Source organism: candidate division KSB1 bacterium, from assembly GCA_034506255.1.
Lineage (GTDB): Bacteria > Zhuqueibacterota > Zhuqueibacteria > Zhuqueibacterales > Zhuqueibacteraceae > Coneutiohabitans > Coneutiohabitans thermophilus.
This window is the reverse complement of sequence record JAPDPX010000006.1, coordinates 58020-74004: the sequence shown is the minus strand read 5'-3', so window position 1 is coordinate 74004 and position 15985 is coordinate 58020. Positions and strand designations below refer to the sequence as shown.

Here is a 15985-nt window from a genome sequence, read left to right as displayed (position 1 = left end):
AATGAAATGCTCGTGCCCAGCGTGTTTTTCGCGCTCGACAAATCCGCATTCACCCGGGAAAGGAAGAGATGATCAATTTGGAATTCAAGGCGCGCCTGCACGACCGGCCGGCGCTGCTGGCCGTTTTGCAAACGTTGCCGGCAACTTTTGCCGGTGTTTTCCGGCAGTGCGACACCTATTTTCAAGTTGCCAGCGGCCGCTTGAAGCTGCGTGAGATCACGCCGCTCACGCCGGCCGAGGCGGCGCCGGCGGAATGCCAGTTGATCTATTATCAACGGCCTGATGTGGCGGCGGTGAAACGCAGCGACTATGCCCTCGCGCCGGTGCATGACGCCGGCCGGATGAAGCAGGTGCTGCGCCAGGCGCTGGGGGTTCGCGTGGTGGTGGTGAAACGCCGCGAGCTTTATCTGCTGGCAATGCCGGGCGGCGGCATTCGCATTCACCTCGACCAGGTGGAGGGTCTGGGTGAATTCGTGGAGGTCGAAGCTGTGGCGGGCGACGCGAGCCACGCCGCGAGGGCGGAAGCAGAAGCGCACCGGCTGTTGCACGTCTTCGGCGTGCGCCGTGCCGATTTGATTTCCGGCTCATATGCGGATATGTTGATGGAGTCCCCATGTTCCTGACGCGATGGATGCTCATGACCCTCAGCCTGGTTGTTTCCGCAGCAGCAGCACCAACCCTGCGCTACACTGTTGATGTCACTGACCGCCGGCATCATTTTCTCGACCTCACCATCACAATCGAGGACTTCGCCGAGCGTGTCCTGGAATTTGCCATGCCGGCCTGGTCGCCGGGCCGCTATGTGATTTATGATTTTGCCAAAAACGTCTCGCAGGTGCGGGCGGCGGATGAGCACGGCAATCCGCTGGCGGTGGAGCGCCTGGACAAGCAGACCTGGCGGTTGCACAAGGGCAAAGCGCGGCGCTGCGAGTTGCGCTACCGCGTCTTTGCCAACACGCTGTCGGGCACTTTCAGTCAGGCCAATGAGGAGCATGTCCATCTCAGTGGCGCGTCGGTTTTCATGTATGCTGTGAACTACAAGCACCTGCCCATCATGCTGGTCATGCCGCCGCCGGCGGACTGGCAGGTGGCCACCGGTCTGTCACGCGCGGCCGCGGCCAACACCTACTTCGCACCGAACTATGATATTTTGATCGACTGTCCGGTGGAAATGGGAAATTTTCAGCAGCGCGAATTCGAGCTGTACGGCAAAAAACATTTCGTGGTGGTGCACAACGACGGCCGCGGGCAGAATCTCGAACCCTTGGTGCGCGATCTGCAGGCCATCGTCCGCACCGCGGAGCGTATTCTGCGCCGCGGTTTGCCGTATGAGCAATATTGGTTTCTCTGCCATTTCGCGCCCCATCTCACCACCGGCGACGGCATGGAGCATCTCAATACCGCACAGCTTATCGTCACCAGCGAACTGGCCGACATGACCGCCAACGCTGCCGATCACAACTACGAACGCCTGCTGTTGCTGGCGGCGCACGAATTCTTTCATACGTGGAATGTCAAGCGCATTCGCCCCGCCGGGCTTGGCCCCTTTGATTACAGCCGTGAAGTTTACAGCAGAAATCTCTGGATCGCCGAGGGCCTGACCAGTTACTACGCGCCGCTGATCTTGAAGCGCATGGGCTTTTACACGGAGCGCGAATTCCTCGCGCGCCTGGCCGCGGAAATCGCCGCCTTCGAACAGCACCCGGGGGCACGCCAGGAGTCGGCCGAGACCACCAGCATGCTGACCTGGCTGTTTTTGCGCACGCCCATACCGCTGGACGACACCCGTGTCAAGCAGCATTTCACCTCGTACTACAACCACGGCGCCGTGCTGGGGATGCTGCTGGATTTGGAAATCCGGCAGCGCAGCAACAACCGGCGCTCGCTCGATGATGTGTTGGCCACGCTCTATGATCGTTTCTTCGTCTGCCCGCCGGAAAGCTACTACCTGCAGGGCAAAGGCTACACTGCCGCCGACTTCCAGCAAGTGGTGGAAGAAATGGCGGGCGTCAGTCTCGACGATTTTTTTGCCGCCTTTGTGCGCGGCACCCAGGCGGTGGACTACAACCGTTTCCTGCAGCATGCCGGCCTGCAACTCAAAGTGCTGGAACACAGCCGGCCGGCGGATGTCGGGCTGGCCTGGCAGGCAGGTGGCGAACTGGTGGTGGCGGAGGTGACTCTCGGCAGCGTGGCTGATCAGGCCGGTCTCGAACGTGGTGATAAAATTCTCGCAGTCAACCAGCGGGAAGCCTTTGCAGCAAATTGGGAGGATTTGTTTGCTGAGCTCGCCAGCGGCGCACCGGTCAAATTTCTTTTCGAACGACGTGGCCGCCTGCGCGAAGCCGCGACCACCTACCGGCCGGGACGTGGGTTCACTTACGAAATCGTCCCGCTCGTGTCCGCCACATCCTCCGCCCGTGAATTAAAAGACAAATGGCTCGGCGCACTCTGACACAATCGCAAGACTGGATGAATAAGATTCACATGCGGATGTGCCGGTGAAAACGGCCGCGGAATTTTTGCTTGACTTTATTCGACCCCTGGTCTATTTTAACGCCGCGTTTCTCAACTTGCCTGTGCTGTGGGGTAGCTTCTCTCTTCGGGCCGCAAGCGGGTGAGCCCCCGACACTCTGCCGCGAGTCGCCGGGGTGCCATAACCACGACGCAGGAGTTGGGCATGACAATCACGATGGTTCGTGAAGGGCGTTCTCCCGTGGCGCAGCAGCAACGGAACGGTGGCAGCAGGACGTTGCGGCTGCGCGAGGGAAAGCGCCCTTTTTGTTTCAATGCCGGCCGCCGGCCGGCGGGTGGAAACGTGGCGCGCCTGCCATGCGAGATCGAATTCATGCCTTCCTGAAGCAATGCGGCGGCCATGCCTCCGCGGTGGCGATTGCACGCGCCCTGTTTCACCTGCGTAATGCCGGGCCGGCGCAGGCCGACCAGTTGCTGGCGGCTGTGCTGCATGATGATCCACACGTGGTGAACGATGGCCTGGGCAACTGGCATCTCGTTGCCTCCCCGTCATCGCAATCACCGCCGGCCTGCCTGGTCGAAACCCCCATGCGGCCGGTGGAGCTCAGGCAGGCCACTGCCATAGTCATCGCTTTGGGTGTTTTGCATGACAGTGCATTGGGCGAGCGTGCGATGGCATGTGTGGTGCAGGATACCGCTGCGGTGACCACCGATTTGCCCACCGTCACGGCGGCGGCGTTTTGGCAGCAATGGTCGGGTTTGCTGCAGCAGGCGGTGCTTGTCTCGTGGCATCCGCAGGCCGCGAGCCTGGCGCTCGGCCGCATCGCCGCGCTGGCGCGGCAGCCTTTCCTGCCGGGGCGCACGATTTCGCTCGCCCGCCTGGCGCGCCACCTGCTGCAGTTGCCGCGTCCGCCCCGCTTGCCGGCGCTTTATGCCGAACTGTGTGGCAATCCCGCCTGGCAGGAGGGACTGAGCCACCGCCTCACCGCGGAGAGTGAGATTGTGGCGCATTTGCGCGAGGCCGCGCAGGCGCAGGGTTTGACGAATTGGGAGCAGCTCGCCGGCCTGGCGCGCCGCCCGGCACGAGTGAACTTTGGCAGGTTCGCTTTTGATGAAAAGTTCGTCGCACAATTGCCCGCCGCGCCGGGGGTGTATCTGATGAAGGATGCCGCCGGCCGGGTGATTTATGTGGGCAAGGCCGCAAATTTGCGCCGGCGGTTGCAAACTTATTTTCGACAACCCACGCCGGAAGATCGCAAGCTGCAGCAGCAGCAGGCACAACTACGGCAATTGCATTTCGAAGTGACCGACACCGAGCTGGACGCCCTGCTGCGCGAGCAGGTGTTGATCCAGCGCTTCAAGCCCGCGCTCAACCGCCGGCAACGCCTCCATGCCGTGACTACGCAACCGGAAAAAAAGAGCGGTATATTCATCGTACCGATCAAGCGGCCGGGGCATGGGATCGGCGGCGAACACGTGGTCGTCTATTTCCTTTCGCCCAGCGCCCTGCGACGGACCAGGCTGCCGGTGCGCCGCAAACCCGGCAAGCGGGTGCAGCAGCTGCTGGCAACTTTTTGGCGTGAAGGCGCCGCGGCACCAGCCGGCCCGCCGCCCTGCGAAGTCGAGCTTGCGGCACGATGGCTGGCACAAAATTGCAGTTGGGTGAGCAGGATCACCCCCGAGGAGTGTCGCGATCCGCAGGAGGCCGAAAGGAAGCTGGAAGCGGTGTTGAATGCGGGCGAGCTTTTCGAAACCAGTGTGAGAATCGTATCGCCGGTTGTTCCGGAGCAGGGGTAGTGTGCTTCGCAAGGAGATGAGCCTGCTCCACGCAGGCCAGGCAATGCCAGATTCAGGGACGAGGAAAACGTGAGTGTGACCGACACCCCCAATCCCAGCCCCGCAGCGGCACCGTCCATCAAAATCATCACGATTGACGATGAAGCGCCGATCCGGCATCTCATTCGTCATGCCCTGCGCCGGGAACACTATGAAATCGTGGAGGCGGGCAACGGCCGGGAGGGCCTGGAGATCATCCGCCGCGAGCTGCCGGATTTGATCGTGATGGACGTGGTCATGCCGGAGATGAACGGCCTCGACACGCTCAAAGCCATCCGCGCCGACGCCAGAATTGCCCACATCCCGGTGCTGCTGCTCACCGGATTCCGGGATTCCGAAAAACTCGAAGCCGCCCTGCGCCTGCCGCGCACTGACTTCCTGCCCAAGCCCTTTCTTGTCGAAGTGCTGAAGGAGCGCGTGCGCAAGATGATTGCCGAAAACAACGGCGGACGCAACGAGTGAACTGCCCCCGGCGCCGCCTATTGCAACCGCCAGGTATGCCGTTCCTCCATACCGTCGTCTTTAACCTGTCAGAAGACGGCAATCCCCCGCTTGTGCTTGCACCTCCCGCCACCTGCACGCCTGACTGCATTCCCCACCCGGCAAGTGATGAAACCGGACAGGCAATCCGATCCCATATCTTTTTTGCCCGGCGGGCATGCTGCTTTTAACGCCTGCGGTCGATCCGCCGTGTGCTGGTCCCGTCACGCCGTGGCGGGGCAGTTCAGTTGCCGCGGCGTTGCTCGATGAAATGATCGAGACGGCGCATAACCTTGTCGGTGGCGCCCGGGTTGCGATCCAATTGCAGATAATTGTCAGCCAGGTGGTTGAGTGCCAGCCGCACTCGGCGAAATTCGCGGCCCAGCAATTCCAAAATGCCGCTCAGACGATAGCGTTCCGCCATGGCATGTTGTGCGGCGAGATGGTAGTTGCTGCTGCCGACCTGTTCGTAATAGGAAAAGTCGGGCGAGGGGGGATGGTATTTGGCACGATGATAGATGAAGGCGGGAAAGATGCCGGTCAGGAACAACGCATAGTCGCCCAAATGGCTGCGCAGATAAAATTCCTCCTCCGTGCTGGCAGAGAGCATGTCATTCATCAGGTCGACAAGATACTGATACTCCTTCTGCGATTGCGCATGCACGCGATAGGCGCGATTGCCTCGGGCAAACTCCGCCAACAGGCTGGCGAGATAATCGGTGGTGGCGCGATCGTCGATGCCGTGTTCCCTGAGTGCCTGCCGGCACAGTAGATAGAAGTAGAGAAAGAGTGAAATCGGCGGGGTCGGGCCTTTTTCCTGCAGCCTGGCAAACAGGACGGGATGGTCGAGTATGGCGTCGCGCGTATCGGGATCGGCCAGCAACTGCAGCAATGTGGTCTCCTTTTCGCCCGGCCGGCCGAGCGTCGTCACCACGAACCGCAAGTCTTCCTGATTCAATTTTCTGCGACCATGAGCTTGGATCATACCGGTCACCTCATCGTTGGTCCAACGGTCTGGTTTCGAGAATTCGCTTGAATCGGGAATTGCCTGGTGATACATTGCGCCCGTCATCTGCGACGGTATGTGTCTGAGGCAAATGGTTCCGTAGGATCGACAGAGCTGCGGCGCTTCGCACATGTTTGCCAGCATCAAAAGGCTGACTCATCATTCCCTCGTCTATGGCCTCGGGCACATGCTCGCCCGCTCCCTGGGGTTTTTGCTCATCCCTCTGCACACCAATGTTCTGCCCAGCGATCTTTACGGCATTGCCAGCCTGTTGTTCTCCAGCATGGCGGTGATGACGATTGTCTACGGCTTCGGTTTGGATTCGGCGTTTCTGCGATACTACATCCCGGCCCGCTCGCCCGCGGACAAGCACCGCATTTTTGCCACCGCCTTCTGGGCGATCACAGTGGTGGCGGCGTTGTTTTCGTTGGTGGCGTGGATCGCCGCCCGGCCGATCGCCGACTGGCTGTTCGAGCAGCCCGGTTATTCGCACTTGGTGCAACTGGCTGCTGCCAACCTCTTTTGCGATGCCCTGGCGTTCTTGCCTCTTTTACTTTTGCGCGCGGAAGAGCGTTCCGTGCCCTTCATCGCCCAGCGCGTGGTCAGCGTTGCGCTCAGCTTCCTGCTCAATTACTTGTTCCTGCTCCCACTCGGTCGCGGCCTGGCCGGTATCTTCGAAGCCAATCTCCTGGCTTCGCTGTTGTCCTTCCTGCTGCTGTTGCCGCTCACCCTGCGCCATCTGCGCTTCGCCTTCGACCGGCACACGCTGCTCCTCCTGCTGCGGTTCGGTCTGCCTTTCCTGCCCTCGACGCTGGCGGTGGTCGCCATTGATCAGCTCGACCGCTTTTTACTCCGCCTGCTGACCGATCTGCCAACAGTCGGCATTTACAGTGCCGGCTATCGGCTGGGCTTGTTGATGAGTCTGCTGGTCACGGCTTTTCGGTTTGCCTGGGTGCCTTTTTTCATGAACACCGCGGCGGACGCCGGTGCCCGGGCCGTGTTTGCCCGCGTCCTCACCTATTTCATGTTCGTCTGCGCGGTGATCTTTCTGGCCATGAGTTTTTTTCTCGAGGCCATCGTGCGCCTGCGCCTGGGCGCGTTTCATCTGTTCGGCGAGGCCTACTGGAGCGGCATGTTCATTGTGCCGATCGTGATGCTCGCCTACTGGCTGTATGGCGTGGCGCAAAACTTTTTGGCCGGCATCACCCTGCAGGAGAAGACTGCTTATTTTCCCCTCATCACCGGCACCAGCCTGTTGGTGAATGCCGGTGCCAATCTCCTGCTCATTCCGCTGTTCGGCATGGCCGGTGCGGCCTGGGCCACGGTGGCCGCCTACGCCATCATGGCGCTGCTGTCCTGGGTGATTTCGCAGCGGCTGTATTTCATCGCCTATGAATGTTCGCGTCTCGTGAAAATCGTAGTGGTAACGGCGGTGTTTTACGGGGTGCATGCGCTGGCGGCGCCGGCCATGTGGTGGCGCGCCGCATTGCTGTTGTCCTTTCCGCTCGCGCTCGCGGTTGTGGGATTCTTCGAGCCGCAGGAGTGGCGGGCGTTCCAACGGATGGTGGCCCGCCGGCTGGCTGACAGGTTCATGAAAAAGGATAAAAGTGTTGCGGAAAAAATCAACCCCTGAGCCTTCGACCAGCCCCGCCGCGGATGACAAGCCGCATGTGCTTTTCATCGCCTACTATTTTCCGCCGCTGGGCATGGCCGGCACATTGCGCGTGGCCAAGTGGTGCAAGTTTCTCGTGCGCGCCGGCTGGCGGGTCAGCGTGGTCACGGTCAAACCGGTGGCATACTATGCTTCCGATCCCAGCTTGTTGGCCGAATTGCAGGGAACCACCATTCTGCGCACCGGCTCGCTCGATCCGGCGCGGGTGCTGCATCTGTTGCGTGGCGGCGCGGCACCCCGCCGGCCTCCGGGCGGGGGGAGGGGAGCTCTGCTTTATTGGTTCCTCCTGCCCGATCCGCGCGTGTTGTGGCTGCCGTTTGCCTGGTGGCGGGCGTGGCGCGAAGTGCGGCGCCGGGGTATCCGCCATGTCGTGACCTCCGGGCCGCCCCATTCCTGCCACTTCGTCGGCTGGCTGCTCGCCCGCTTTCAAAAAGTTCTTTGGGTCTGTGATTTTCGCGACACCTGGCTGCGCGAGGAATTTCACCAGGCGCCCACCCGCCTGCATCGCGCGCTGCAAAATTTTCTGGAGAGAATGATTCTGCGCTCGGCACATGCCGTGACCGCGGTTTCGCAGGGGCTGGCGGTACAGTTGCAGCAGACCGGCGGACGGCCGCCGGGCACCACCCATTTCCTGCCGCACGGTTACGATCACGAGGATTTCGCCGCCGAGGTGCAACGCCGTGACACCCGCTTTCAGGTCTCCTATGTTGGCGCGCTTTCGCAGATTCAGGATCCGCGGCCGCTGCTGGCCGGCTTTCGCGCCTTTGTCGACACTGCCGGCTTGTCCCCCGAGAAGGTGCGTTTGCGTTTGGTCGGCGCCGATCTCACCGGTTGCCTGCCGCAATGGCTGGCACAGACGAAGTTGCATGAGTTCGTGGATCGCGTCGGCTATGTGCCCCATGCCCGGGCGGTGGCGGAAATGCAGGCCGCGGATTTGCTGGTGTTTCTCGCCAATCCCGGCACCGGCGCGACCATTATTCCCAGCAAGACCTTTGAATATTTGGCGGCCCGCAAGCCGATTCTGCTGATCGGTGAAAAAATCGAAGGGGTGCACTTTCTCTTGCAACATGCGCGCAGCCGCCATTGCGATTTCCATGCTTATGATGCCATCGCCCGCGCGCTGCTGGCCTTCTACAAGGAGTTTTGCGCCGCCGCGACCGGTATGCCGCCGCCGGCACCACTGGAATTCTCGCGCCAGCACCTGGCGCACCGCCTCGCCGAAATTCTGCGCAGCCTCGAACCTCGCCGGGCAAGTTTCTGATTGTATTTTTGTCGCCCGCTGTTATCTTTGATTCTCATGACGAATTTGTTTCTCCATCGCCTGCGTGAAGAGCCTCCGCTCAATATCGCGCATCGCGGGGCGCGCACCTGCGCTCCGGAAAACACCCTGGCAGCCTTCCATGCCGCGCTGGCGCACGGCGCTGACGGTATCGAATTCGACGTGCGCCTGTGCCGTTCGCACGAGTGGGTGGTGTTTCACGACCAGCGCCTGGGCCGGACCACCAACGGCCACGGTTACATCCGCATGACCTCGCTCGAAAAGATCCGCCGTCTGGATGCCGGCATCAAATTCGGCGAAGCCTTTCGCAGTGAGCCGGTGCCCACGCTGGCGGACGCGCTGGCAATGGCAGGCGGCCGCCTGTTGCTAAACATCGAAATCAAGGCGGTATCCAACATCCAAACGCGCAAACTTGCGCGCCTGCTGGAACTGCTCTACCGCCACGAGGCGGCCCACAAATGTGTTTTGTCTTCGTTCAATCCGCTGATCCTGCGCAAGCTGGCCGTGCTCGCGCCGGAAGTGCCCACCGGCCTGATCCTGACCGGGCATGGTCTGCACGGCCGCACCGGCCCGCCGGTCAGCCGTCTGACCGGTGTGAAAGGCTTGCACGTCCATTTCAAAGCGCTCACCCCCCGCTTCCTGCGCGCCGCGCGCGAACGCGGACTCTACCTGCTGGTGTGGGGCGCCAACGAAGCCAGGCAGTTCCGTCCCCTGATTGATCTTGGAGTGGACGGCATCATCACCGATGAACCACGGGCATTGAGCCAACTTCTCGGCAGGAAGATTCATTCATGAGGATGTTCTGGACTTTGAGTTTGACGGTGCTGGCCGGCGCCGCGTGGGCGCAGGACTATGTCTGGCCCACCGACGCCAGCCGGTATCTCACTTCGGCTTTTGGCGAAACCAGGCCGCGGCGTTTTCATGCCGGCATTGATGTCAAAACGTGGAACAAAACCGGCTACCAGGCGATCGCCACGCGCAGCGGCTACCTCGAACGCATGGTGGTCTCGCCATTCGGCTATGGCCGCGCCCTTTATCTGCGTCTGGATACCGGCGAGCTGGCCGTCTATGCACATCTCGAACGTTTCAACGATACGCTGCAGGCGATCGCCGAACGCCAGCAGGAGGCTGCCGGCGAATTTCGCATCGATGTGTCCTTTCGCCCCGGCATGCTGCCGGTGAAGCAAGGCGAAGTCATCGGCTACACCGGCGACACCGGCATCGGGGTGCCGCATCTGCATTTTGAGATCCGCGACCGTCACGGCCGGCCCACCAATCCGCTCAGCCGCAATTTCCCGGTGCTCGATCAGGTGGCGCCCACGATCACTGCCTTCGCCGTGATCCCGCTCACCCCCGGCGCGCTCATCGATGACAACTTTCTTCCCAAAGTGTATCGTCCCCTCCATGTCAATGGCCGTTTTGTCATTCCGCAACCGATTCGCGTTGCCGGCCGTGTCGGCCTGGCCGTGGCAGCCTTCGACCGGGTGTCCGGTGTGCACAATCAATTCGGCGTCTATCGCTTCCAGCTCTTCGTCGATGACAGCCTGCAATTCGAATCGCAATTTGACCGTCTTTCATTTGACGAGAACAAATTCATCGAATTGGTGCAGGACTTTGCGCTGAGCCAGCAAGGCCACGGCCGCCTGCACCGCCTGTTTCGTGATCCGGCGAATCCGCTGGCCATCTACACGCATCTCAACGCCCATGCCGGCGCCCTGCAGGCGGGGCCTGTGGCTGCCACTCTTGCCGGCCTGTCTGATTCAGAAGGTTTGCTTACCCCAGCCTTCCCCGCCGTTGAGACGCCCGGCCTGGGGTTGGGCGAGCATGAGTTTCGCGTGATCGCCGCAGATTACTACGGCAACGCCCGAACCCTGACCGGCAAACTGATGGTCGTGCCGCCGTTCATGATCAGCGTCACGGTGCGGGAACAGCAGTCGAACCGGATGGTGTGCACCGTGAAATCGCTCTCACCGCCTCATGAAGTGAAGCAAGTCGCCGCGGCGGTGCTGGTGGGCGGCAAACAATGGCGCGAGCTGGGTGCGGTGTACCCCCAGGTTGATCCCACCGACAGCTCGCTGGCGTGGGAAATCACCGGGCATGAGGCGGCCGCGGATGCGCCGGCCGCGTCGGCAAACTTGCCGGCCCCTGCCGGCGAGCCGGAGGTTTTTGTGCATCATCACGGTGCACCCGTGGTGCGCTTCGTGGCCACTGATCAAAACGGCCGGTCCTCGCTGCCGTTTTATCTGGCCGCGGCGGCCGCAACGGAGGCCGCGCCTTTGCAATTCATCGTGCGCAAAAATTTTCACCCGCAGTTTTTGCACGTGGACATTTCCGCCACCTGGCCTGTGCAGCAGCCGCCGGTATTGACGCTCACCGCCGGTGAGCGCGTCGTCACGCCGCGTCTGCTGACACCGGAGGCCAATCGCTATGCGGCCGTGGTGCCGCTGGCGGCGATTGCCGCGGACTCTGTCACCCTCGAGGTGAGTGGCGGCAGCGTTGCCGGCGCGCGTGCGCAGTGGCGCGAGCGGTTCGCCAATTTTGCCATCCGGCCACAGCAGACAGCCACCCTGCGCGCAGCAGACGGCGGGCTGCGCGTGCATTTCAATGCCGAATCGGTTTACTGGCCGGTCTACGGCCGTATCGAAGTTGATCCCGGCAGCCGCGGGCCGCTGGGCGCGGTCTATCGCGTGGCCCCGCAGGAGGTGCCGTTGGACGATGGCGCCACGATTGAAATCAGCTTTCCTGATTCGCTGCCCAACCCCGGGCAGCTTGGGGTCGCCACCCGTTCTGAGACGGGCTGGCAGTTTCTCGACAACAAACTGAATCTGAGGGAGCGCACGGTCGCGGCGAAAGTCTACCGCCTGGGTGACTTTACCCTGATTCGCGACGACGTGCCGCCGGTCGTGATCGTGCGTCATCCCGCGCCCGGCGGGGTCGTGACCGATCGCCGTCCGAAATTTGTAGTCACGGTCGATGACAGCATCTCCGGCTTCGCGTCCGAGCGCAGCCTCGTGATGCGCCTGGATGGCGTGAAGGTAATCGCCGAGTATGATCCGGAGGCCAAACAGCTTCGGTATCGACCGAAAACCGGCCTGACGCCCGGGACGCACGCCCTGGTGGTGGAGGCGCGCGATCAGTGTGGCAATGTCACGCGGCGGGAAATCCAGTTTACGGTGCGTTAGCGCGCGACTGCCCGCACGGGCGGTGTGAAGCGGCAACCGGCCGGTCGCCGCTGTTGCGCGCCCGCCTGCCGCGTGGGTGGCGAGGGCGATTGCAGCGATAGCCCGGGCGTTTCATTTTGGGGATGCAGGAGAACTCATGGTTCCGCTCAAGGATGACAACCCCAATGACGGCCTGCCGGTCGTCAACTACCTGCTCATCGTTGCGAACCTGACGGTGTTTTTCTATCTGCGTGCACTGCCGGACAACGCCGCCGAACACTTCATGCTGTCCCATGGCGTTGTGCCCCGGCAGATTTGGCACGGGGAGCATTGGTGGAACGTGTTCACCGCCATGTTCGTGCAAAACGCTTTTCACCCCGCGCATGTGGCTTTTAACATGCTGTCGCTGGCGATCTTCGGGGACAATATCGAAGTGGCCATGGGGCATCTGCGCTATTTTGTCTTTTACCTGCTCGGTGGGTTGATCGCCGGCATGATCCATGTTGCCGCGGTGCCGGCCTGCACGAAAGCCATGATCGGTGCGAGCGGTGCCATCAGCGCGGTCATGGGTGCCTATCTCGTTCTCTATCCCCGCCGCACCATCCTGTTTTTCGCGCCACTGGTGTTGCTGCGCCTGCCCGCGCTGATCTACATGGTGCTCTGGCTCGGCTGGCAGATTGTCCATGGCCTCACCAACGCCGGTGCCGGCGGCGTGGCCTGGTATGCTCATCTCGGTGGATTTCTTGCGGGTGCAGGACTGGTGTGGCCGCTTTGTCTCTCCCGCCGCCGCGCGGAGCGCCGTCTGGGAGAGGAGCATTCCAGCAGCGAATGAGCAGGCGGCCCGCCCCCGAATTTTTTGCGACCATCCTTCAGCCTCGCGTGACGTTGACCGGATTGCAGATTGAAGGACAAGCGCAATCTGCCCTCCTTTGTTTCCCTGTTAACTTCCTTTTCTGAAACCGTTCAATATGATCACCCTGCATGTTGAATTGGAAACACGCCGCTATCCCATTGTGATTGCGGCAGGATTGCTCTCCGCTTGCGGTGAAGTGCTGGCGCAAAGCGGTGTTGGCGCGCGTTTTGTAGTCGTCACCGACGCCAGGGTTGATGTTCACCACAGTGAGACGGTGCTCGCCAGCCTGCGTCAGGCCGGGCTGAAGGTGGAGAAGATCGTCATTCCCGCGGGCGAGGCGCACAAAACGCTGGCAACGTTTGAACAAATCATCGCCCGGATGCTCGAACGCAAATGTGATCGGCAAACCGTGGTGCTTGCGCTCGGCGGCGGGGTGGTGGGTGATCTGGCAGGGTTTGTCGCCGCCACCTACATGCGCGGCATTCCCCTGGTGCAGGCACCCACCACCTTGCTGGCGCAGGTGGATGCCAGCATCGGCGGCAAGGTGGGTGTCAATCACCGCCTGGGCAAAAACATGATCGGCGCGTTTCATCAGCCCCGCCTGGTGCTCATCGATCCCGCCACGCTGACAACGCTGCCGTCGCGTGAAGTGGTGGCCGGGCTGGCGGAGGTTGTCAAGCACGCCGTGATCGCAGACGCCGCTTATTTCGAGTATCTCCGCGCCCATCTCGCCGCGATCCTGGCGCTCGACCAACCGGTGTTGGTTGAGGTGATCCGGCGCAGTTGCGAGATCAAAAGTGCAATCGTCAGCCGCGATGAGCGCGAGGCCGGCAGCCGCGCTTTGTTAAATTTTGGACACACCATCGGCCATGCGCTGGAAGCCGCCACCGGCTTTGAGCGCCTGCGCCATGGGGAAGCCGTGTGGCTGGGCATGCTGGCAGAGGCTTACATTTCCCATGCCTCCGGTTATCTTTCGGCCGACGATTTCACCCGCTTTGAGAAATTTTTGCGCAGCCTTCCGCTAAGACTGCCGTGCGACGGTATTTCTATGAACGAATTAGAGCATCTGATGGCGCGGGACAAGAAGGCCACCGCCGGCGCCGTTCGGATGGTCATGTTGCAGCGACTGGGAGCCGCCGTGCTGACCGCGGAGTGGCGGGCCGGCAGTTTGCCAGACGCCGTTCGGTATGCCTGGGAAACTTTCAAGCAGGAAGGAGTGGCCACCACCGCCACCTGAAAGAAACCACCATGAACGAGCTCTTCTATTTCACTTTTGCCGATCTGATGATACGAGTGGAATATCATGCCGAGGCCAATGCCCTGCGCTATGCCAGCCATCGCAAATTGACGCTGGAAGAACGGACGCTCGTCGAGCAGTATCTGCTGTCAACTGTTGCACGCAAGACGGATTACTACAAGAAGCACCCCGCGCTTTTCGTCTACCTCGGCCTGGAACGGCAACTGGTCAAAGAACTCAATCTCTTTCACTTGAAGAACACCCTGAAAAAACTGGCGGAGAAGGAGAGGGATGTCGATGCCTCGGTCGAAGGCTTGATCAGCCAGTCGATGCAAAACTATTATTTCGAGCAAATCGGCGACACCATCGTCTCGCTGCGGCGGCAGGTGGAACAGGGACGGGATTATCACGCCATCGCGCCGCTGCGCGACAAAATGGAGGAGCTGGTCAAGGCCTACAATCTTTACTCAAATCAGAACATCACGATCAAGGAAGTCATTCCTGTTGAGTTGCAGCCGTTTCTGGGCCTCGTTCACGATCCCAACCATGCAGTGACCAGGGTTTCCAAACCGCAACCCTGACCCGCGGCTGTCTGCAAGGACGCAAACTACTTCAGGAGAGTCGTCATGAGACGAACGTGCTTCAGCCTCATTTCCGCCTTTGCCTGCAGCGCTTTTTTCGGAGCGGCCAGCGCGCAGAGTCTGCCGAAGGGGTTGCTCTTCGGCTTTGCCGGGGGCACACAAAAACTGGTGAGCTATGACAGGCGCTCGGGCCTGGGCCTCGGTCTGGAAGGCATGCTGGGCAGCCGCTTCTCCAGCCGTTTGGGCGCCGGCCTGACTGTGGGTTATGCCACGCTGCCCTTCAATTTCGCCGGCGTCACCGCAACGGGTGCGCGGCAAACACTGACGCTCAAGTCCTCGCTGCTTTATGCCAATCTGTTGCTGGATTATGAGATTCTGAACACCGGCAGTATCCATCCTTATGTCCTGCTGGGTGCCGGCGGTTTGCGCTACGAAGGCTTCAAACCGCGCGGGCAAAATTTTCCCACCAAGCGCGTTACCGATGCCGCCGCCCTCGCCGGTGCGGGGCTGCGTTACATGGTTTCGCCCACCGTGGCCTTGAATTTCAGCGGCGCCTTTCATTACACCACCAGCCAGAACCTTGACACGCAAAAAGGCGGGCGGGACACCTTTGTCAGCGCCCGTCTCGGCATCACCAAATTCCTCGGCCGTTCCGAAATGGACAGCCCGCTCGACGAAACCTTCGGGATGTTGGAACAACTGGATGAAAGCGAAGCCGGGCAGTCACCGCTGGAAGCGCTGGAAAGCGAAGAGGATCTCGAGAGCCGTTTGGTCGAGCTGGAGGACGGGCCGGAGGCTGACGGCAGCGGGCAACAAGACATGGAGGAATACATTCGCCTGAAATCGCTGGTCGAGGAAATCAATCAGGCCATCAGCAGCAAGGAGAATGAAATCGCTTCGCTGCAAACGGCGCTGGTCTCCAAACGCGAACAAATCACCGTCCTGGAAAAGGAGCTCAAAAAAAAGCCGAAACCCGCCGCTGTGCCGCCGCCCGCGACCAGCCCCGGCGCCACCAGTTTCTCCCGCGCCTATGAAGAGGCGTTGGCCAGCTTTCACCGCAAGCAATATGCGCAGGCGGTGGAGCAATTTTCCTTTTTGATCAACCAGTTTCCCAATCACAGCCTCGCGAGCAATTGCTACTACTGGCGGGGGGAAGCACAGTACCGCGCCGAGAACTATCCGGCGGCGATTGCCGACTTCGAACGCGTTCTGGAATTTCCCAAATCCTTGAAACGTGATGATGCCCTGCTGATGCTGGGGCAATGTTACACCAGGCTCGATCGCCGGGAGGAGGCACGCCAGGCGTTCAATCGCCTCATCGAGGAATTTCCCCGCAGCGAATTTGTCGCTCAAGCAGAAGCCTTGCGTGAAAAGATTTGATGATGACCACCAGCGGTAAGCGGACATC

General features: G+C 61.1%; 13 protein-coding genes. 12 read left to right on the top strand and 1 reads right to left on the bottom strand.

Annotated elements, in window-relative coordinates; genetic code table 11:
- The first annotated feature begins 68 nt into the window (after nucleotides 1-68).
- The 4 genes from ONB52_13330 (at nucleotide 69) to ONB52_13315 (ending at nucleotide 4770) form a co-directional block, all read left to right on the top strand.
- Nucleotides 69-623 (top strand): class IV adenylate cyclase, encoded by a 555-nt coding sequence (locus ONB52_13330; GenBank protein ID MDZ7417118.1) that lies wholly within the window; start codon nucleotides 69-71, stop codon nucleotides 621-623.
- Entirely contained in the window at nucleotides 614-2452 is a 1839-nt protein-coding gene (locus ONB52_13325; GenBank protein MDZ7417117.1) for a PDZ domain-containing protein, read from the top strand. Before ONB52_13330 ends, ONB52_13325 begins: the two co-directional genes overlap by 10 nt.
- Nucleotides 2453-2829: 377 nt before the next feature.
- On the top strand, nucleotides 2830-4269 hold the full coding sequence (locus tag ONB52_13320) for a GIY-YIG nuclease family protein (GenBank protein ID MDZ7417116.1): 1440 nt from the start codon (nucleotides 2830-2832) through the stop codon (nucleotides 4267-4269).
- Between the two features lie 69 nt (nucleotides 4270-4338).
- A complete protein-coding gene (locus tag ONB52_13315) occupies nucleotides 4339-4770 on the top strand; it encodes a response regulator (protein MDZ7417115.1) in 432 nt (143 codons plus the stop codon).
- A 262-nt stretch (nucleotides 4771-5032) separates the two neighbouring features.
- On the opposite strand, the gene ONB52_13310 is transcribed toward ONB52_13315, so the two are convergent.
- The gene (locus ONB52_13310) at nucleotides 5033-5773 is read right to left on the bottom strand and encodes a hypothetical protein (GenBank protein MDZ7417114.1); all 741 of its coding nucleotides are present in this window, start codon (nucleotides 5771-5773) and stop codon (nucleotides 5033-5035) included.
- A gap of 151 nt (nucleotides 5774-5924) precedes the next feature.
- Here ONB52_13310 and ONB52_13305 point away from each other — a divergent pair, with 151 nt between their 5' ends.
- From ONB52_13305 to ONB52_13270, 8 genes are all read left to right on the top strand, one after another.
- A complete protein-coding gene (locus ONB52_13305) occupies nucleotides 5925-7427 on the top strand; it encodes an oligosaccharide flippase family protein (GenBank protein ID MDZ7417113.1) in 1503 nt (500 codons plus the stop codon).
- Complete coding sequence (locus ONB52_13300; protein MDZ7417112.1) at nucleotides 7405-8727, top strand: glycosyltransferase; 1323 nt, start codon at nucleotides 7405-7407, stop codon at nucleotides 8725-8727. Before ONB52_13305 ends, ONB52_13300 begins: the two co-directional genes overlap by 23 nt.
- A gap of 36 nt (nucleotides 8728-8763) precedes the next feature.
- On the top strand, nucleotides 8764-9540 hold the full coding sequence (locus ONB52_13295) for a glycerophosphodiester phosphodiesterase family protein (protein MDZ7417111.1): 777 nt from the start codon (nucleotides 8764-8766) through the stop codon (nucleotides 9538-9540).
- Nucleotides 9537-11927 carry a M23 family metallopeptidase gene (locus ONB52_13290; protein ID MDZ7417110.1) on the top strand — a complete coding sequence of 797 codons (2391 nt, stop codon included), beginning with the start codon at nucleotides 9537-9539 and terminating at the stop codon, nucleotides 11925-11927. Before ONB52_13295 ends, ONB52_13290 begins: the two co-directional genes overlap by 4 nt.
- Before the next feature lie 136 nt (nucleotides 11928-12063).
- The gene (locus ONB52_13285) at nucleotides 12064-12738 is read left to right on the top strand and encodes a rhomboid family intramembrane serine protease (GenBank protein ID MDZ7417109.1); all 675 of its coding nucleotides are present in this window, start codon (nucleotides 12064-12066) and stop codon (nucleotides 12736-12738) included.
- Between the two features lie 136 nt (nucleotides 12739-12874).
- Nucleotides 12875-13996: a 3-dehydroquinate synthase gene (aroB, locus tag ONB52_13280; GenBank protein MDZ7417108.1), complete on the top strand. Its 1122-nt coding sequence runs from the start codon at nucleotides 12875-12877 to the stop codon at nucleotides 13994-13996.
- Nucleotides 13997-14007: 11 nt separating this feature from the next.
- Complete coding sequence (locus tag ONB52_13275) at nucleotides 14008-14577, top strand: hypothetical protein (protein ID MDZ7417107.1); 570 nt, start codon at nucleotides 14008-14010, stop codon at nucleotides 14575-14577.
- Between the two features lie 45 nt (nucleotides 14578-14622).
- Nucleotides 14623-15957 (top strand): tetratricopeptide repeat protein, encoded by a 1335-nt coding sequence (locus tag ONB52_13270; GenBank protein MDZ7417106.1) that lies wholly within the window; start codon nucleotides 14623-14625, stop codon nucleotides 15955-15957.
- The last annotated feature ends 28 nt before the right edge of the window (nucleotides 15958-15985 follow it).